Genomic DNA, 18,597 nt, shown 5'->3' on the forward strand with positions numbered 1-18,597 from the left:
GTCATCGGGACGTAGCGCAGCCTGGCTAGCGCACCTGCATGGGGTGCAGGTGGTCGGAGGTTCGAATCCTCTCGTCCCGACCATGGATAAGTAAGCGGGGTATTTACCCCGCTTTTTTGTTTTGTAGACATTATGGTTTTTAGTTTAGAAAGGGCAACGAAAGTTATATGAAGGATCAAACATTTAAACACAAATCTAGTTTAGGGCAAAACTTTCTTACGGATAGAAATATTCTAGGGCAGATAGTTAAATGGGCTGCCATAGATGAGTCTGACATTCTTTTGGAAATAGGGGCCGGTCAAGGGGTTTTAACAAGAGAGCTCGCTCTTTCTCCATGCAGCCGTATATTTGCCCTCGAAATCGATAAGACACTTCACACTCATCTCGACCCTCTAGAAGAAGAATTCAGACCGAGGCTTTCTATTATCTGGGATGACGCGGTTACTTTTGATTACGAAACCAAATTACCAGCTGCCCCAACTAAGGTTGTCGCCAATATCCCCTACAATATAACAACACCTCTTATCTGGAGGCTTCTAGAAGCCTTTGCTGGCAAAGGTTTACATTCGATGATCTTAATGGTTCAGCGAGAAGCTGCTCTTCGTTTAAACGCTTCCCCTAATACCAAGGATAGATATCCCCTTGGGATCACCCTTGAGATTATGGGAGAACGAAAAATATTAAGGAAGGTTCCGCCTCAGGCTTTTTATCCTCAACCTGCAGTAGATTCCGCTGTAATTGAGATAAAGGTACAAAGGAACTTTGATCTGCCCCGGCAGAAAAACTGGAGGACCCTCCTTCGGGCTTCCTTTGCCCAGAGGAGGAAAACACTGATTAACTCTGCCTCTCGAAATGGCGTCAGCAAAAACCACCTTATTGATGCCTTTTCTGCCCTCCATTTCAATCCCTCCCTTCGGGCAGAGAATCTTACAGGAAAACAGTGGCTTGAACTCTGGCATATGTTAAATAGCATTGAAAAAGAGAGAGGCCCCTTTTAGGGGCCTCTTCTTTAATAATAAAACAAAAATTCCTATTCCACTTTTTCCTTAAGAGCCTTGCCTGGCCTAAAGACGGGAACCTTCTTCGCTGGAATCTTAATGACTTTTTTAGGATCCTGAGGGTTTCTTCCTTCTCTAGCCGCTCTTTCGCGAACCTCGAAGGTACCAAAACCAACAAGCTGTACTTTATCACCCTTGGCCAGAGAATTCTCAATAGCCTGCAGCACCGCACCTACTGCGGCACCTGCCTCGCGCTTGTTCAGCCCTGTTGCTTTAGCTACTGCGTTAACAAGATCTGTCTTTGTCACCCTTAATTACCTCCTTTTCTTTTAATTTAATATAAAGGTATGTAATTGACAAGCTTCGCGTCGTTTTATTATTACCAGTAACTGGCACTGCGGTCAAGCCCTAATTTCACTATATTTATAGAATTACTGCTTCACACGCCAGTAGAGACGCAAAGGGGTTCCATCAAAAGTATCCATTTCTCTTATTTTGTTCTCAATATGCTTGTTAAATGACTGACTGACAATTTCTGGGTCATTTACAAAGAACACAAACGTAGGAGGCTCTATGCTCGTCTGAGTACAGTAATAAATTTTTAAGACTCTCCCTTTGCGGCTTGTGGGCAAAGTCTGAAAGGCCAGCACATCCCTTATAAGACGGTTCAGTTCAGTAGTCCCTATTCTTCTACTTCTATTTTCTTGAACGTTTTTAATTGTTTGTGTTAGTTTGTTTAGCCCTCTTTTTGTCAAAGCTGAAACAAACAGCAAGGGGGCATGGGAGAGAAAGGGCATTTCATCCCGTACTCTTTTTCTCATTTCATCCCCCAGCTTGTCTGCTGCTTCTAAGGTGTCCCATTTGTTAATAAGAAGGATTAACCCCTTCCCCTTCTCGATAACTTGAGCCGCCATTTTTTTATCCTGATCTGTTGTGGGTTCGGAAGCATCCATGACGAGCAGGGCGACATCACTCCGATCCACCGCCTGCAATGTTCTTACAAAAGAATAATATTCAATGTCGCTGTCAATGCGGCTTTTCTTGCGAAGTCCAGCCGTATCTATAAAACGGAATTTACCCTCTTTCATCTCGATAACAGTGTCTGTGGCATCTCTCGTAGTTCCTGGGATATCGCTTACTAAAACACGATCGCTCCCTGCTAATGCATTGACCAGGCTTGATTTCCCCACATTGGGACGGCCTACGATTGAAACTCTTATTTCCTCAGGATCCCGTTCCTCCTCTTCATCTGAAGGAAGAAGAGACACAGCCATGTCCATAAGATCATCAATATAACGCTTGTGGAGCGCACTAATCCCCACCACATGCTCAAACCCAAGAGAATAGGCATCGTAGACCCTATCCTCATGAATGCCGTCATCCAGCTTGTTTGCAACCACAATAACAGGTTTGCCAGATCGCCTGAGAATATGAGCTACGTCTTCATCCATCCAGTTGGGGCCATTGAAGCCATCAATAACAAACAATATGACGTGGCTTTCCTCAATAGCGAGAGTGGCTTGTTTTCTTATACCTTCAACAAGAGGATGTTCATCTCGAACGAGAAGGCCTCCTGTGTCTACAATATAGAATTGTCTTCCTTTCCACTCAGTTTCTCCATAGATACGGTCGCGGGTAACTCCTGGCATATCATCCACGATTGCTTCCCGTCGTCCCAAGATTCTATTGAATAGCGAAGACTTCCCCACATTGGGTCTTCCCACTATAGCTATTATGGGCATCGTCTTTGATTTCCTCCTTTAATGCATTTCTTCTCCATCATTTTAATCAATCCAAAGAGAGACACTTGGAAAACCTTCCCTAGACTTCGATATATTGAACCATGGTTCAAGAGCTTTCTTTAATTTCTGAGGTCGCTGGATGAAAGCCCACAGTGAATTTTGTTCACCTCCAGGGTCCATAATAGTAAGGTTCTCGTCCACTAAATATTGAAGCAAAGCTTCCTTCTTCCCCGATGGTGGGGTAATTTCAGCTAACATATTAAAAGGCGGGAAACCATACTCTTCTCGTTCCTTCAGCTCTCTGCGCCAAAATGCTTTCCAACCATATTTTAGCCCTCTCTGCCAACCGCTTCCTGGCCTGCGAGATTGAATCACTACCTTGCGCTCTGAAGGATTGGTTCCGCGCCAGGCCGACTCTAACACCATTCGATAAGCATCAAACCTGGAGCGATATAAGATCTTGCGCGCTTCTGCATCTGCATCTATCCATCCTACCATCCCGACATTCACAGCATCACAAAGAGAGATGGCAGCCCGTGATCCAACGACTATGCCCCCTCCTGCCAAAACTGTACAGACTTTTTGAAAGGCTTTCTTACTCGTATTTTTTTCTGCATGCCATTCTACCACTGGGAAAGCCTCTCCACATAGTGCCTGGGCTACTTTATAAACTATTTCCAGACCTGGGCGCTTCCCACTAAGCAGCAGCCCCCTGCATTTAGGGCATTCCCGAGGAAAAACCGTGCTATAGCCGCATAGAGGGCAAACAAGCCGGGATGCTTCTTCCTCAGCCCGCAAAGCTACCCCGCAAGAATGACAGATGAGAGTGCCACCGCACTCTTCGCAGGTGATTTCACCCGCGTACCCTTTCCGATCGAGAATCCACAATGCAGCTTTTCTCTCTTTTAAACAGCTCATCGACTCTCGAACTAAAGCATCACTTAAGGGAAACGAGGAAGTTATGCCTGGAAAAGAGGGTCTCGAAGCTCGGTTCATATCTACGAATATAAGACGATTTCCCATGGAAGTACCGTGCTCTTCCGGCATTTTATAAAGAGATACCTTAGAAGATGGCAACCGCCCACAGAGAAATAGGGAACTGTTGGCTATGCGAGCCCGCTGCATGGCTATTGAGCGGATATGGAGCAACGGCGCAGCCTGCATACGATAGGCCGGGCTGCTCTCTTCATCAACAAGTATAAGCTGGGGATCCGGCAAGGGGGCAAAGATGGCACCCGGTCCGCCGATGATGATCTTATGCTCTCCACTGCGGGTTCTATTCCACGCCTCCCATAATTTTTTACCCCCAACAGATGGCCAAAGAAAAATGTTTTCGACACCCTCCGTTTCCAGAAAAGAGTAAAAAAACTCGGCTAAAGCCCTTTCTGGAAAGAGCAGGATAGCCGGGCCGGGATGCTCCTGTAAAATTTTAAGGTATCTTGCATGTCTTTCCTGGTCTTCGGGGAAATAATAATAATTATCCTTAAAGGCTCTGCTCTCCCAAAGACATTCCCAAGGAGCTGCAGGAGGCACTTCTTCCCCCTTCATAAGCTGAGATGGGGACATAACGCGCAGAGCTTCGCCCTGTCCGCAATAAAAATTGACGCCTATCCAGCGGCTTAAAATCCAGAGGTCGCGGGGTAAGGGGGCCGCCGTATCAAGTACTTTATTGATCGTGCGAATACGATATGCTCCACTCTTATTGGAAGTGACAGAGGAAACTCCCAGAGAAAAACCAACCCTTTTAGCAGGTCCTACTGGGACCTGTACACGATTTCCGGCAGGTACAGCTTCTTCATGTTCATAAGTTAGAGGATTCCACCATGGCCCAGGCACAATGACATCGATCAGTGTCACCTGTTCTCTTCCTTTTGGCACATTTCACTAACCGTATTCAAGACCCCCCAGGCAACTTCTTCTTTGGTGCCTACAAGTTCGTGCCAATCTCCAGCCTTTTTTATGATCTTTACCCTATTGGTATCAACGGCAAATCCGGCATCTGTTGCCGTAATATCGTTTGCTACTATAAGATCCAGATTCTTTCGTAACATTTTTTCCTTTGCATGTTCTACAAGATGGCTGCTCTCCGCGGCAAATCCCACAAGTATCTGGTCGGGAGATTTGCGGGCTCCTACTTCTGCGGCAATATCTGGATTTTGCACCAGATTAAGGGTCAAGGTATCTTTCCCTTCTCTTTTCATCTTTTCCATTTCAATAGAAGCAGCCCTGTAATCACTCACTGCGGCAGATTTTATGATAATTTTCGCGAAATCCATTTTTTCGATAACAGCCTTATACATGTCCATGGCAGATTTTACGGGACAGTACGTTATCCCATGGGGAGTCGGGAGGGAAACAGGTCCTGAAACAAGAGTTACATCGGCTCCTCGATACCATGCCGTTCTAGCAAGAGCAAAACCCATTTTCCCACTGCTTGGGTTACTTATAAAACGGACTGGGTCAATAAATTCCCATGTGGGGCCAGCCGTAACAAGAACAGAAACACCAGCAAAATCCTTTCGGGGAGAAAGAGCACGCCATGCTTCCTCAACAATAACAGAAGGGGCAGGCAGACGTCCCTTTCCTTCATACCCACAGGCAAGGCTTCCTTCATCAGGATCAACAACCGTATAGCTCATGGCCCTTGCCTCTTTTATATTTCTCACTGTTGCTGGATGCTCAAGCATATGGCTGTTCATAGCAGGAAAAAGAAGCACTGGAGCCTTCGTAGCGAGAACCGTAGCGTCAAGAAGGCTTTCCCCCCGCCCCTGAACAAGACGGGCAAGGGTTTCGGCAGTACAGGGTGCTATAATGACAAGCTCAGCCCAGTCCGCCAAATTTATGTGAGGTATTTCCCAACCCTTCTCCTGCGAAAGAAAATCGTCTTGGGTCCAAGTCCGTCTGCCGGCCAACGTGGAAAGCACCATTGGGCTGACAAAAGACTCGGCTCCTTCTGTCAATACCACTTCAACTTCACAACCTGCCCTTTGAAGGGCTCGAAGTATCTCTGGCCCCTTATATGCGGCAATACCGCCTGTAATTCCAAGAACTACTCGTCTTTTATTTTTCCACGTCAACATCGTAGCCACCGGGAAGCACTCCTTTAGCCCGTGATGCTGGGATTCTGAGCTTGACCCGTTCTTTCGCAATATCATCCATAGCAACCGACAGGTATTGCTCAAGATCTTCTTCGAGAACACGGCTTTTCTGTTCGCTAATATAGCGAGACCAATTTGCCACAATAACCGTCAATAGATATTTATTGGTAATGCCAGCTCTTTTTTCTAAATAATCTATATCGTAAAATTTCATACTTAAACCTCCATTCTATAAACAGCACTCAAGGTTGTAACTTGCAATAATACGTTTTATTTCCAGGGCCGCGCGAAGAACAGAATCATTTACTACAACATAATCATACATATGCATTTTTTCCATTTCTTTAAGGGCATTGCTCAGACGAAGCTGCACTGTATCCTCTTCTTCAGTCCCTCTGTTGCGAAGCCTCCGTTCCAGCTCCTCTTTAGATGGGGGCATGATAAATATAAGCACTGAGTCATCAAAAGCATTTTTTACCTGAAGAGCCCCTTGCACATCTATCTCCAAAACAACATCGACTCCAGCCTCAAGAACTTTTTCCACGTCAGACTTTAGAGTCCCGTACAAATGCTCATGAACAACTGCCCATTCAAGAAATTTTTTCTCTTCGACCAATTTTTTAAATTCTTCTTCACTCAAAAAACGATAATCCACACCATCCCTCTCCCCGTCCCTTGGTTGGCGGGTGGTGCATGAAATAGAATATACGAGATCTGGCATCTGTTCGAAAAGAGCTTTTCTCACTGTCCCCTTTCCTGCGCCACTTGGGCCGGAAATTACAAACAACTTCCCCCTCTTACTTGTTTTCTTCATTATCTGGCTCTTCCTCAAATCGATTTACAATGGTTTCAGGCTGAATGGCAGAAAGCACAACATGATTGCTATCTGTAACAAGAATAGCACGCGTTTTTCTCCCCTGAGTCGCGTCGATCAGACGGCCCTGGTCTTTTGCTTCTTCTTTCAAGCGTTTGATCGGAGCAGAGTTTGGATGGATAATCGCTACAATCCTTTCTGCCACAATCATATTACCAAACCCTATGTGAACTAAACGATAAGACATCCCAATCACTCCACATTCTGTACTTGTTCTCGTATTCGCTCTAGAGCTGTCTTAGCTTCCACCGCAAGCCATCGTATTTCTGCGTTCGTTACTTTAGATGCAACAGTGTTCACTTCTCTGTTCATTTCCTGAATCAAAAAATCCATTTTCCGTCCTTCTGAAGATGGGCTGTTCAACACTGTCTGGAATTTTTCAATATGGCTCTGTGCGCGAGCCAATTCTTCTGATATGTCCCATTTATCAGCTATGAGAGCAATTTCCTGAGCTATCCTGCTTTCTTCAACCGCAGGGCCATTGTCTTCAAATATTTTTTTGATCCGTTCTCGCGTTTCTTCAACGGCACTATCTCGGGCCTTCTCCCATTGCTGTAAAATCTGGCCTGTCAAAGACGAGAAACTCTCTAAATTGGTTTTGATATCCAGTTCCAGATCTTTCCCTTCGGTCTGACGCATCTTCTGCAAGGAATCCACTGCTTTTGCCACCATAGAATCAAGGGATTTCTCTATATCTTCCTCTAGAGATTCCCGCCCAGAAGCTGAATCAGTAACCCCCGGCAAATTAAGCAACGACTCTAGTCGTATAGCTTCTTGATTTCCCAATTTTTCCTGCAATCCCTTTATCTGATGATAGTAGTTTTCAAGAATTTGCCCGTCAAGAGAAACCGCACGAAGATCAGAAGACCATGTAACTTCTACACTAAGTCTTATCTTTCCCCGCCTTATAGATTGTCTTAATCTATTGTTCAGCGACGGCTCGCAATATGAAAGCTCCCTTGGCAGCCGTATGGAGATATCCTGATACCTATGATTAATTGTAGACATTTCCACTGAGAGCGTTCCCCATGAAAATGTCTGGCTTTCCCGGCTAAAACCTGTCATGCTCAACAGCACTATAAATCCTCCCATCTATTTTGGAGCTACTTTGCCATCTTATTAAACAGCTGATACTCCACTTCTTGCAATAGTTCTGTTACGCCTACTCCTGACAGAGCGCAAATAGGAAGCACTTTAGCTTTGCTTCTGCCTTGAAGGCGAGTTTGAAGAAAAGGAATCAATGAAAGATCTATTTTGTCTATTTTATTCAAAACGATGAGGCGAGGTATGGCTCCTGCCCCAATATCAGACAAAGTTTCCTCCACCACATCAAGTGTTTCCATTACATCTGGCATACTCCCATCAAGAACGAGGAGAATGAGTGACGATACTGAAATTTCCTCAAGGGTTGTTCGGAAAGCAGCAATGAGAGCAGGAGGAAGGTCCCGTATAAACCCAACAGTGTCAGAAACAAGCACATCATGTCCATCTGAAAGTTCAACCTTGCGAACGTATGTGTCAAGAGTTGAAAAGAGCTGGTCCGCAACATACAAGTTTCGTCCATGACTCAATTGCTGTAAAAGAGTAGATTTCCCACTATTTGTATAACCGGTCAGTGCTACAGTCGGTATTCCCGCTTTTTCACGTCTATACCGTTGGAATGTCCTCCTCTTCCTAACCTTTACGAGCCTCTCGTTAATATCCCGCACCCGTCGTTCGAGTTTGCGGCGATGGCGCTCAAATTCCGTTTCGCCTGGGCCACGGGTACCTATGCCTGCTCCAAGCCGGGACATTTGGCGCCCTAAACCTTTCAGATGTGGTATTTCGTATTGGCACATGGCCAGCTCTATCTGCAAACGGGCCTCTGTTGTTCTCGCCCTTCTCTCAAATATTTTCATAATGACAAAAGGACGATCCCAGATCTCAATCCCTAATATTTGCTGCAAATTCAGCCGTTGTCCCGGAGTAAGCTGTTCGTTGCAAACGAACAGATCCGCCTTTACCTCTTTACAAAAGAGGGCGCTCTCTTCTGCCTTTCCCTTGCCCAGCATATAGGCTGGGTCAGGCTTGTCTCTTCTTTGAATAACCTCACCTGCCACATCTATGTTCAGATTTACAAGAAGCATCTTCAGCTCGTCTAAAAGGATTCGCGGGGTATAGTCCTGGGCAGGTATATCGAGAGCAGCAACAACTGCTCGTTGATGACGCGCCCCGCCGTCTATGTCAATCACTCTTTTCAAGATTTTCTAAAGCCTCGTACACTCTATCCAAAAACTGTTGCCGGCTATCTTTGGCAGACAGGCCTGTCTCCAATTCCCTGGGGTAGATGGCCTCGCCGAAAGTCACTTGGATGCGGTTCGGCCGTACAAAACTCGCTCCGGGAGGCATGGACTCGAAGCTCCCTTTAATAAAGGCAGGGATAACTGGCGCACCGCTCTTCATGGCGATTAACGCTACCCCTCCTTGCAAGGGCTGAAGTTTGCCATTAAGGGATCTGGCTCCTTCTGGAAAAAGAAGCACATTTTCTCCTTTTTCCAATAAGTCCAAAAAGGCTTTCAGGGCTGCTCCTGCACTTTGCAGATCCTGTTTCTTTACAGGAATGGCCCCCAGTGTCCGTATTAGCAGACTCATCCCCAAGGTTGAAAAAAGTTCTGATTTGGCCAGATATCGCAAGCGTCTTGGAAATAAAGCCCCTATTATGATTGGGTCAAGGTTGCTGCAATGGTTAGCCACTACAATTACAGGATCTTCTTTGGGCAAACTCGCGAGCCAGCGAACAGAAAGACGATTATAAAGCTTAAGAACAATAAAGCAGAATATTTTTGTCAGTGTATAAAATAAGTGCCTCATAGAACCACCTGATTGCTATTTTCCTTTACTAATCGAACAAGATAATCAACAACTTCATCCTCTGTCATAGAAGACGTATCAACAAAAATTGCATCTGAAGCCTGGCACAATGGCGCTATTTCGCGATTTGAATCAAACTGGTCACGATTCTGGATCTGTCGCAGCACCTCATCAAATGATACTTTTTCTCCCCGCTCTAACAGCTGCAAGTGCCGTCTTTTCGCACGGACGCTGTCACTGGCGGTAAGGTATATTTTAATAGTTGCGTCAGGGAAGACCACAGTACCCATATCTCTTCCATCAGCTACTAGCCCCCCTTCTTCTGCCTGCTCACGCTGAATGGAAAGCAGACAGCGCCTGACTGTCGGCAGAGCGGCATAGCTAGAAACAATACTATCAACCCTTGGAGAACGAATATGTTCAGTTACGTCTGCACCGTTAATATAAACACAGCCATCGCTCAGAGAAACTTTGATCTTAGAAAGAATTTCCGTCAGATAAGGGCTTTCTACTGGTTCGAAACCCATAGCGTTCAAATAAAAGGCCAATGCCCTGTAGATCGCGCCTGTGTCAAGATAATCCAACCCTAGAAGTTCTGCTACTTTTTTTGCAACAGAGCTTTTGCCTGCCCCCGCTGGTCCGTCAATCGCAACAACAAGATTTTTCATTATCATTGATTGCAATTCTCCCATCTCTTCAAAGAAGCATACGCTGCAGCATATGTGCGCAGACATGAAATCCTTCATGTTGGAAAGTTTTCCCCATTTCATTACGAGATTTAGACGATACCGCCACGCTCTATTTTCTTTAAAAGTTCGTCTTGAGAAAGCTTTACAGTTTGTCCTTTATTAAGATTTCGCAACTCCATTCTACCAATTCTACGCCGAATAAGCACCATTACCTTATACCCTAGATGCTCAGCCATTAAACGAACCTCTCTTTTCTGACCCTCAGTGATCGATACTGTGACCCATCGGCCATAAGGTGGTCTGCAAAGTGGTTGGACGGAAAGGGGGCGTACAAATCCCCCTTCTATTTCAAAGCCCTTAAGCCACAACTTCATTTTTTCTACCGTCAACTCTTCGTTTAACAGTACCTCGTAATCTCTTTTTATATTTGACGAAGGGTGCATAAGAAAGTGAGCGAAATCCCCGTCGTTCGTTAAGACGAGCAATCCTTCGCTTTCTTTATCAAGACGCCCTACCGGAAAAAGACGAAACTTTGAGTAGGCGGGGGGGAGAACATCGATCACTGTCATGTCAAAGCGGTCTTCCACCGCACAAACGACCCCCTGAGGTTTATTCATTACTATGTAGACCCTGCTCTCCGGAGATACTTCTTTTCCGTCAAGGGTTACTGTGTCCGTTTCTTCTACTGTGGTAGAGAGATCGCGGACAACCCTTCCATTCAAGGCTACGCGGCCTGATAAGACAAACTCTTCTACCTTTCTGCGGGATGCAAGGCCGCATGAAGCAAGATACTTGTTCAATCTAATTGCCATTGGTTAGTGTTCGCTCTCCTCCACACTGTATTCTTCCACTTCTTCGAGAGTGGGAAGTTCCGCTATTGACTCAAGACCAAAATGTTCAAGAAAAGTTTCGGTAGTCCTGTAAAGCAAGGGAGATCCTGTCCCTCGCCTTCGCCCCGCAATACGTATAAGGCCATGGGAAAGAAGGGTTTCAAGTACCCGTTCACACCTGACCCCTCTGATTTCTTCAATTTCCGCCCTCGTAACTGGCTGGTTATAGGCTATTACAGCAAGACTTTCAACAGCTGCGCGGCTTAACCGCACTTTTTGACGTAATGCCGTTTCTCTGAAAATAGCCACGGTTTCGGCAAACTCAGGGTCTGTGCATAGTTCCCAACCCTCTGCCACTTTTCGCAGGGTAATTCCATGATCCTGGGCATAATGGTCTGAAAGCTCTCCTAACGCTGAGCATACAGCTTCCAGAGATTCATCCAAATGCATAGACAGTTCCTTCTCCGACACAGGTGTAACAGCGACAAAAAGGAGAACCTCAACGTGTTTGGCTAGAGATGATAACATCTCCAAACAACTCCTTTTGTGTAATGGATATGAGTCCAGTCCTAGCCATTTCCAGAAGAGCCAGGATCGTAACCACAAGAACAGAACGAGTGGAAGTCCCTTTGAGAACGTGAGAAAGGGATAAAGAGGAATGATCTTCTAAATACGCCCTGAGCTCTTCTATTTTTCTGTCGATTTGTATTTCTTCAGGCACTGCCGCAGGAATTCCCCGCCAGTTTCCAATGGATTGTTTTTCTATATTCGACATTGGCTCTTTTCTGCTATGGGCAGCGATCAGCTGCCACCAGAGATGGCTTAAACTGTAAAGATCTCCCAGGTCGTAAGATGGGACTTCCTCAACAGCAGCTGCTCTCTTAAAGAGATTGTCCTGCTCCTCTTTTTTTTCTATAAGGCGAAAAGCTGCCTCACGATAGGGTCTGTACCGCAAAAGGTGCCCCAACAATTCTTCTTCAGAAATAGGATCTTCGGGAGGGGAGCTTTCTTCCCCATCAGTCTTATGCTGACCAGGCAATAGCGCCATAATCTTTTCAAGAACCAGCCCTGCTGCAAGGGAAAGAAACTCTGCCACCACATATATAGACACCTTTTTAGAATGGGACAGATAGGCCCCGTAAATATTAACCAGGTCTGAAACCTTTATCTGAGTGGCTTCAAACTGGCGACTCTCTACGAGATAACAAAGAAGATCTAAAGGCCCTGAAAATCCCTCTATCTCCACCTGGAGGGGGAAGGTCCCTTTTTCCACACTCTATCTCCCCTATCCCCTGGGGACAAAACCAATAGAATTTACTATCTCGTCGATGGTTTGCTGAGCTAAAATCTGTGCTCTTTCTGCGCCAGCCAGTATGATATTCCTCAAGTTCTCAGAATGGGATTCGTAATATCGGCGTCGCTCATGGATAGGTTCCATCACCCGCTTTACATGCTCCATAAGCATTTTTTTACACTGAACGCACCCTATTCCCGCTGTAGTACATCCTTTTATAATTTCTTTATGCTGTTCCTTGTCATCATTAAAAACTTTGTGCAGATCCCAGACTGGGCATTTTTCCGGATCCCCAGGATCTGTTCTGCGCTCTCTAGCGGGATCTGTAATCATGGTCCGAATCTTATTCCACATTTCTTCTGGAGAGTCAGCTATATCTATGCTGTTTCCATAAGATTTGCTCATTTTTCGACCGTCTGTACCTGGTACCTTGGGAGTCGGTGTCAAAAGCATTTGCGGCTCAGGGAGTATTTCTCCATAAAAATTATTGAAACGACGGGCCAGCTCTCTACTGATCTCAAGATGGGCGCTCTGATCCTCCCCTACCGGAACCATCTCTGCCTTGTAAAGAAGAATATCTGATGCCATAAGAACTGGATAACCCAAAAAAGCATAGGTACCTAAGTCTTTATTCTGTATGTTTAATATCTGCTCTTTGTAGGTTGGATTCCGCTGAAGCCAGCCAAGAGGGGTTATCATGGATAAAGCCAAATGGAGCTCAGCATGCTGGGGAACATGAGACTGCACAAAAATTGTACTCTTTTCAGGGTCAAGACCAGCCGCAAGCCAATCTAAAAGAACCTCCTTGCAGTTTTTTCGAATCCTGCTGCTATCTGCGTAATCAGACATCAAAGCATGCCAGTCAACAATACAGTAAAGACATTCGTATTCGTTCTGAAGGCGCACCCAATTTGTTAGAGCCCCGGCCAAATGGCCCAAATGAAGTTTTCCTGTAGGTCGCATGCCGCTGAAAACTCTTTTTGCCATGTTTCTCCACCTCATTTATTTGAAATAAAATTAAAAAATAATCTTTGACTACTGTTATTTTACTCGATTTGAAGTCTGTTAGGGCCTTTATCTTTAAGTTGTACTACAGGAAGATTAGAGAGGGCCATCAGCCTGCAAAGGGCGGCCAACGAATATCGCTCCATTTCGCCGTGATCCACAACACAAAGGGCCATGCCCAAAGAGCATGCATCCAAGATCTGATGATACTTCATGTCAGCGGTAATATAGACGTCAGCGCCCTTATCAAGGGCGGCAGTCCAGAGATCACCACCGGATCCGCCGCAGAGGGCAGCAGTCTTCACAATTCTATCTGGTTCCCCATATCCGGTCACCCATGACAGATTCCAGTCATTGCGAAGCTTAACCATCAAATTTTGCAGGGAACAAGGTTTTAGCAAAGATCCCCATGCCCCAAGCCCCTCAGAGTTTTCCATTGGAAGCAAAGGGAGAAAGCTCTCTTTCAGCAAAGGTCTTGCAAGCTGTACATTAACGCCTTCACGCGCCTTGTCCCAGTTAGTGTGCACGCTGATGACAGCTATACCATACTCAAGGGCCTTCTGAATAACCAGAGAGACAGGGCTTTCAAGATCGATAGTTTTCAGCGGCGAGAAAATAAGAGGGTGATGCACCACGAGACAATCACATTTTTCACCTCTAGCCTCTTCTAAAACATGTACGTCTGGATCCAGGGCCACTCCTATTTTTGAAGCCCTCCACTGCGAGCTTCCTACCATAAGACCAACATTATCCCATGGTTCTGCAAGACTCAGGGGAGCAAAGGTATTGATATGATTTATAATATCAATTACTAGCATCTTTTCACCTCCAAGTTCCTACTTTACGGCAATCAAACTATATAAAAAATGCCGCTTCCTACAGGGAAACGGCATTAACCTTCAATGGTGGGCCTACCTGGACTCGAAATCTCCTATAAAATGCCATGAATGCCCACTTTCTCGCTAGCCGTTATACGGTTTGTTATACGGTCTTGACTATCATTGTAATAGAATTCATTTTAAGTATTTGCTAGATTTTAGCACAATTTAAGGGGGGCGTGTACTGTTTAGTCTTTTTTGTAGATTTGCAACCAAATAGAGCCGTAGTTGCCTTAGTATGACTTGGACGATGATTTATACCTATGAGCCACAAATATATTCTTAAAACGCATTCTGGCGGGTCGTTTATTTTGATTTTTTATCCCAGGGCCACTTTCCTTTTTTATCCTTATATATAAAGCTACCTATAACTATCAAAGTAAAAATCAACCCCAAACTCATAAAATCCCCTCCTTTATGGATATCCCGGCATACCGTCTTTAAATGCCAATAGAAATAAAATAAACACGGTTACTATTGCTCCGCATGCCATTCCGCCAACAAAGGCCAAAAAGCTAGTCATTTCGGAACCTCCTTAATTACCAGCCATATACCCTACGCCAAGGGCCAGTAAAATATAGAGTCTGTTTTTCGCTTGATCGCTTTGCATCTCTTTCTTCCAGGCGTTTCTTTCTGCATCTAGCTGCTTTTTGAGATCCTCTAGTTGCTCTTTTGTGCTTTCCTGATAACTAAGGATCTCGCCCCTAAGATTTTCGTAAGCTTTTTCCCAAGCTTGCGATTCTATCCTGTATGCTCGAATTGCTGTAAGAGTATCCCGACCGTCGGCCTCATTCCCCCAAAACCCCGCTTCAGGAGTCGTCCATCCTGCTGGAACGTACTCCCATGCCCCGAAACTTTGCGAGCTCATCATTAAGCTCGTTAGCGATAGAACTGCCAGGAAGAGAACGAACTTCTTGCGCAGTTTTTTCACGGATCACCCTCACCTCTTTTCGAGTGGCTGTTTCCAATTCGTTTATTTTTTCTCCCAAAGCTTCGATTTCTTTTTGTAGTTGATCAGCCTTTAAATCTGTATTTATTAGAGTCTTAGGCAACTTGGGAGTTTTAAAGAGCGGTGTAATTATCCAAACTGCCAAGAGAATGCCAACTAAAATTATTCCCCAAAAAACAAAGTTTATTTTCCGCTCGAACATTCTCTCTCAACCCTTCCTGCCAAAGATTTCAAAACCCGCTTCTTGAGAACTTGCAAAACTTCATGAGAGGAATATCCAGAAATAGCAATTGAGGCACTTTTGAATCCTTGAGGGATAGAGACTCCATCGAGCACGTAAAACACACAGATGCCTACGAAAGCAGAGGTGATAATTCCTGTAAAAAAGAACCACCACGAAAATTCTTCTTGCTTGCAATTAAGCCCGTGAGCTATTCCTCCAAAAACAGCGAGTGCTACCGGCGTTAAGAGCCGCGTTATTTGCTCTGCAAGTTTTCCTTCGCCCAACAAATTTTCTCACCCTCTCCACTGCCGCAAATGCCCGTCTTTAGGTTTGTGTACATCTACGTGTATACGACCGTTATAAAGCCCGAGTCCTCCCAATTCAGAAAGTTTCCCATCTTTGTATGCCCGAAGAACCTTTGAATGAAAAACATTGTTAGAATATTTTGCTTGGCGAATATCCGCGGCTACGCCCTGCGTGTGCCAGCTATTTGGAACCCCGCCAATGCGTTTGTTATGCGTAGGGCAACGGTAGCCGGAATTGATGAAGATTGGCGTTCCTACCAAGGAGCGGATTTTTTCTAAAAGGCTCAAGAGTTTCGGTTTGATATCGCACCTATCACACCCACAACGGCATGCAAGTTCAGTTCTGCTAAAGTGCTCTGAAAGCATGTGTCTCCCTCCTCTCCATAAAAAAAGAGGCTGCCGTGTGGGCAACCTCTTGAGTGTTTAATTTAGCTATTCTCTTACCACTTGATTAGATTCAGTTCCTCTTCTGTAGTAACTGCTTCTACTTGGGCTATCAATACGGCCTCTTTATCAAAACAGGCCTGAACATGTGCCCTTACAGCCTTTGCAACAGCTTTGATCTCGTCTGCGACAAGCGTCACAAAACCGCCTTCTGTTTTCCATTGACACGAGTACGTAGGGTCGTCGATTTCCTGCAGGGCTGCACCAGTGATCATTGCCTGGCTCTCTCTATCAGTTTTTATTTTTAGCCCGTTTACCGAGATACCGGCTGTTTCCTCTGCCCAACGTGCACTTGCTATCTCAAGTAGCTTTTTAGGCCTCATAAAGAGCAATACATCTTCTTCCGTTGCATCTGTTATTTCATACCCTGTAATTTCATCTGCCGCAAAAATAACGTGTTTTCCAGTTTTGCCTGTGAGAAGCACTTCTAGAAGCTTCATTTCATCGGGTATTCCAGTAGAGCAATTGCCTACGGAATCCACAACAATATATCTATTCGCTGCATAAAAAAGCGTGTACTCCCCCTGCTCGCTATAGGGGATTTCTATTTCCGCCGCAGGCATAGCGCCTGCTGGGATAATGATTCTCCTCATTTTCGCTTTCTCCCTTCATAGTCAAGATATTTGAGCGCCGACATGGCGCTTCTCATGCTGTTGCAAAGATTTATACCGTTTATTCTCCGCTATCGCGGAGAATTCAGGGTTCAAATGTTCAGTGTTCAAAATTCTAAACCTTTGCGAGACGGCCACCGCTGATGCTGCTCGAATTCGACGCAGCGGTGCCCAAATTCAGGTAGAACAGGCCAGCCTGCGAGCCATAGTACCAGCCGCCGCCGTAGTAGCACACCTTTGTACCATCTTTTGTAATCCAGAAATAATCGCTGTATGTACCATTGTCTTGCGATGAAATAGTAGTCTTTGGAAGGTATAACGCGCTCAAATCAAAGTTGGCCCCAGAAGCAACATGCATCTCGGTTGGATACCCACTATTGGGAAAAACCTCCCCTGTGTTAACAAAAGATTTGCCCCCTCCCGAATCCCACACCCAAATAGCTCCATCTCGATTTTCAAGCCCTTGCACCATGCACCACGTGTTTCCCCAAAGTTCGTGTATGCCTCGCCATATGGCATTTGTATATCCGGTGCTGAGCGCCCATCCGCCCGAGGCATAAGGCACTAGCGAATCGCAATTTCCCCTGCCGAAAACAGATTGTGAGTCTGTTGTTCCCATTTCTACATGCGCTAGCATTTGTATAGCAGCGATCTGATAGATGTTTATGAGTGAAAATCCCGTTACGCCACTCGCATTTCGTGCATTACACCGTGATACCATCGTTGGAAAATCTATGATGACGAGAGGCGGTTTTTTTATGCTACTGCCTGCTTTTGTTCCGCCATCATCAAAAGCCTCATAAGCGCCTATATAAAAGGAACTTATTTCTACGCCACCGTTGAGAAAAGCTGGATGCAATTTTGCGCCAGAAAAAGCAGTTTTGTTGACAAATCGAGCCTGCTTGCCTGCATATGGCCCAGATGGCAACGTTTTTACCAGGAAATAAAACTGGGAAATTTCCACCATAGCCTGATCGTCGACCGTAGATACAGAGATCTGATATTCCGGCCGGCTTGAGAAATACCCAGGTGGTGGCATTACAGGGTTACCGTCTAAATCCACCCAATCCCAAAAACCCGCTCCGCCGCCTGGTTCAACAAGGACAAGGCCAATAGGTTGTGTTGTCGAAGCTTTGTCTAGAAGGCGCCTGCCGTTCCAGTATGTCGCATTTACCGCAAGACTTGATGTGGCCGCATTGCCAGTAATGTCACCTGGGAGTTTCCCCGCCGCATCGAGCTTTAAAACCTTGTTCGGTTCTGGAGACACCACTACCTCGGAGGTTTTGAGGTAGGGCAAGTTATTGTGAGCTGAGGAGTCGATATTATGGGTTGAAATACTGTCATCGACATACCCACGCGTTGACAGCACAACAGCAGGGTCAATCTTCAACGTAATTGCAGACGCGTTCGACACCTCTAAAATCATCCGAATATAAAGATCTTTTCCAGATCCCTCAGCCAAAGCTGGCTTGTATGTAGCCGGGTATTTGCCTATGGCAATAACATCGCCTTCCGAGTCAATAATTCCAGCTTCCCGAACTGTAAAACCTCCCGTTGTCGTAGGAATCACAACTTCAACAACAATCCAGTTGGGATTTTCACTATCCGTTTTTATCTGATTTATTGCCCCACGCCACACCTCATTTTTAAGGGCCGTTTGTGACTCAGTAGGGTCGTAATAATTTCCAGATCCATCTCCAACAGCTATGGAAGAAAACTGCACCGTCGTTCCAAGTGCTTGGGCGTTAGCCAGTTTAGCTTTTCCCGTATTTGTTAAAATCGTATAAAAGTTTTCAGCCATATCACC

The 18,597-nt window shown here is 45.4% G+C and carries 23 protein-coding genes and 1 tRNA gene; 2 read left to right on the top strand and 22 right to left on the bottom strand.

Translation table 11 applies throughout. The features are described 5' to 3' along the window. Positions 1-5: 5 nt before the first annotated feature. A tRNA-Pro gene (locus tag AMICO_RS05510) sits at positions 6-83 on the top strand. An 84-nt stretch (positions 84-167) separates the two neighbouring features. Then, positions 168-998, top strand: coding sequence for a 16S rRNA (adenine(1518)-N(6)/adenine(1519)-N(6))-dimethyltransferase RsmA (rsmA, locus tag AMICO_RS05515; protein ID WP_013048465.1), 831 nt, complete (start codon positions 168-170; stop codon positions 996-998). 32 nt (positions 999-1,030) lie between these two features. Here rsmA and AMICO_RS05520 read toward each other — a convergent pair whose 3' ends face one another. The 22 genes from AMICO_RS05520 to AMICO_RS09925 all read right to left on the bottom strand — a co-directional run bounded on the left by AMICO_RS05520 (position 1,031) and on the right by AMICO_RS09925 (position 18,591). Continuing rightward, entirely contained in the window at positions 1,031-1,306 is a 276-nt protein-coding gene (locus AMICO_RS05520; protein WP_013048466.1) for an HU family DNA-binding protein, read from the bottom strand. 123 nt (positions 1,307-1,429) lie between these two features. After that, positions 1,430-2,740 (bottom strand): ribosome biogenesis GTPase Der, encoded by a 1,311-nt coding sequence (gene der, locus AMICO_RS05525; protein ID WP_013048467.1) that lies wholly within the window; start codon positions 2,738-2,740, stop codon positions 1,430-1,432. A 42-nt stretch (positions 2,741-2,782) separates the two neighbouring features. Next, the gene (locus tag AMICO_RS05530) at positions 2,783-4,618 is read right to left on the bottom strand and encodes a primosomal protein N' family DNA-binding protein (protein WP_169302804.1); all 1,836 of its coding nucleotides are present in this window, start codon (positions 4,616-4,618) and stop codon (positions 2,783-2,785) included. Further along, on the bottom strand, positions 4,594-5,820 hold the full coding sequence (gene coaBC / locus AMICO_RS05535; RefSeq protein ID WP_041459350.1) for a bifunctional phosphopantothenoylcysteine decarboxylase/phosphopantothenate--cysteine ligase CoaBC: 1,227 nt from the start codon (positions 5,818-5,820) through the stop codon (positions 4,594-4,596). The genes AMICO_RS05530 and coaBC overlap by 25 nt, the downstream gene beginning before the upstream one ends. After that, positions 5,801-6,052, bottom strand: a complete 252-nt coding sequence (locus tag AMICO_RS05540) for a DNA-directed RNA polymerase subunit omega (RefSeq protein WP_013048470.1) — start codon at positions 6,050-6,052, stop codon at positions 5,801-5,803. The genes coaBC and AMICO_RS05540 overlap by 20 nt, the downstream gene beginning before the upstream one ends. A gap of 15 nt (positions 6,053-6,067) precedes the next feature. Next, positions 6,068-6,652, bottom strand: coding sequence for a guanylate kinase (gene gmk, locus AMICO_RS05545; RefSeq protein WP_041459351.1), 585 nt, complete (start codon positions 6,650-6,652; stop codon positions 6,068-6,070). Further along, positions 6,636-6,899 carry a DUF370 domain-containing protein gene (locus tag AMICO_RS05550; RefSeq protein WP_013048472.1) on the bottom strand — a complete coding sequence of 88 codons (264 nt, stop codon included), beginning with the start codon at positions 6,897-6,899 and terminating at the stop codon, positions 6,636-6,638. The genes gmk and AMICO_RS05550 overlap by 17 nt, the downstream gene beginning before the upstream one ends. Before the next feature lie 5 nt (positions 6,900-6,904). Then, complete coding sequence (locus AMICO_RS05555) at positions 6,905-7,789, bottom strand: YicC/YloC family endoribonuclease (RefSeq protein WP_013048473.1); 885 nt, start codon at positions 7,787-7,789, stop codon at positions 6,905-6,907. Between the two features lie 26 nt (positions 7,790-7,815). Then, on the bottom strand, positions 7,816-8,943 hold the full coding sequence (gene hflX / locus AMICO_RS05560; RefSeq protein WP_244392471.1) for a GTPase HflX: 1,128 nt from the start codon (positions 8,941-8,943) through the stop codon (positions 7,816-7,818). Further along, positions 8,936-9,562: a lysophospholipid acyltransferase family protein gene (locus AMICO_RS05565; protein ID WP_013048475.1), complete on the bottom strand. Its 627-nt coding sequence runs from the start codon at positions 9,560-9,562 to the stop codon at positions 8,936-8,938. Before AMICO_RS05565 ends, hflX begins: the two co-directional genes overlap by 8 nt. Further along, positions 9,559-10,236, bottom strand: coding sequence for a (d)CMP kinase (gene cmk, locus AMICO_RS05570; protein ID WP_013048476.1), 678 nt, complete (start codon positions 10,234-10,236; stop codon positions 9,559-9,561). Before cmk ends, AMICO_RS05565 begins: the two co-directional genes overlap by 4 nt. A 104-nt stretch (positions 10,237-10,340) precedes the next feature. Further along, positions 10,341-11,063, bottom strand: a complete 723-nt coding sequence (locus AMICO_RS05575) for a pseudouridine synthase (RefSeq protein WP_013048477.1) — start codon at positions 11,061-11,063, stop codon at positions 10,341-10,343. A gap of 3 nt (positions 11,064-11,066) precedes the next feature. Further along, positions 11,067-11,609, bottom strand: coding sequence for an SMC-Scp complex subunit ScpB (scpB, locus tag AMICO_RS05580; protein ID WP_013048478.1), 543 nt, complete (start codon positions 11,607-11,609; stop codon positions 11,067-11,069). Beyond that, on the bottom strand, positions 11,581-12,354 hold the full coding sequence (locus tag AMICO_RS05585) for a segregation and condensation protein A (RefSeq protein WP_013048479.1): 774 nt from the start codon (positions 12,352-12,354) through the stop codon (positions 11,581-11,583). Before AMICO_RS05585 ends, scpB begins: the two co-directional genes overlap by 29 nt. 12 nt (positions 12,355-12,366) lie before the next feature. Further along, entirely contained in the window at positions 12,367-13,362 is a 996-nt protein-coding gene (gene trpS, locus AMICO_RS05590; RefSeq protein WP_013048480.1) for a tryptophan--tRNA ligase, read from the bottom strand. 59 nt (positions 13,363-13,421) lie between these two features. After that, positions 13,422-14,198, bottom strand: coding sequence for a Nif3-like dinuclear metal center hexameric protein (locus AMICO_RS05595; RefSeq protein WP_013048481.1), 777 nt, complete (start codon positions 14,196-14,198; stop codon positions 13,422-13,424). Between the two features lie 595 nt (positions 14,199-14,793). Beyond that, positions 14,794-15,126: a hypothetical protein gene (locus AMICO_RS05600; protein WP_013048484.1), complete on the bottom strand. Its 333-nt coding sequence runs from the start codon at positions 15,124-15,126 to the stop codon at positions 14,794-14,796. Further along, positions 15,068-15,352: a hypothetical protein gene (locus AMICO_RS10105; protein ID WP_169302805.1), complete on the bottom strand. Its 285-nt coding sequence runs from the start codon at positions 15,350-15,352 to the stop codon at positions 15,068-15,070. Before AMICO_RS10105 ends, AMICO_RS05600 begins: the two co-directional genes overlap by 59 nt. Positions 15,353-15,390: 38 nt before the next feature. Further along, a complete protein-coding gene (locus AMICO_RS05605) occupies positions 15,391-15,714 on the bottom strand; it encodes a phage holin family protein (protein ID WP_169302806.1) in 324 nt (107 codons plus the stop codon). Between the two features lie 9 nt (positions 15,715-15,723). Further along, the gene (locus AMICO_RS05610) at positions 15,724-16,101 is read right to left on the bottom strand and encodes a YcbK family protein (RefSeq protein ID WP_013048487.1); all 378 of its coding nucleotides are present in this window, start codon (positions 16,099-16,101) and stop codon (positions 15,724-15,726) included. A gap of 74 nt (positions 16,102-16,175) precedes the next feature. Then, positions 16,176-16,772, bottom strand: a complete 597-nt coding sequence (locus AMICO_RS09920; RefSeq protein WP_013048488.1) for a DUF4376 domain-containing protein — start codon at positions 16,770-16,772, stop codon at positions 16,176-16,178. A gap of 133 nt (positions 16,773-16,905) precedes the next feature. Next, positions 16,906-18,591, bottom strand: coding sequence for a phage tail protein (locus AMICO_RS09925; RefSeq protein WP_013048489.1), 1,686 nt, complete (start codon positions 18,589-18,591; stop codon positions 16,906-16,908). Between the last annotated feature and the right edge of the window lie 6 nt (positions 18,592-18,597).

It is taken from the genome of Aminobacterium colombiense DSM 12261 (genome assembly GCF_000025885.1).
GTDB lineage: Bacteria > Synergistota > Synergistia > Synergistales > Aminobacteriaceae > Aminobacterium > Aminobacterium colombiense.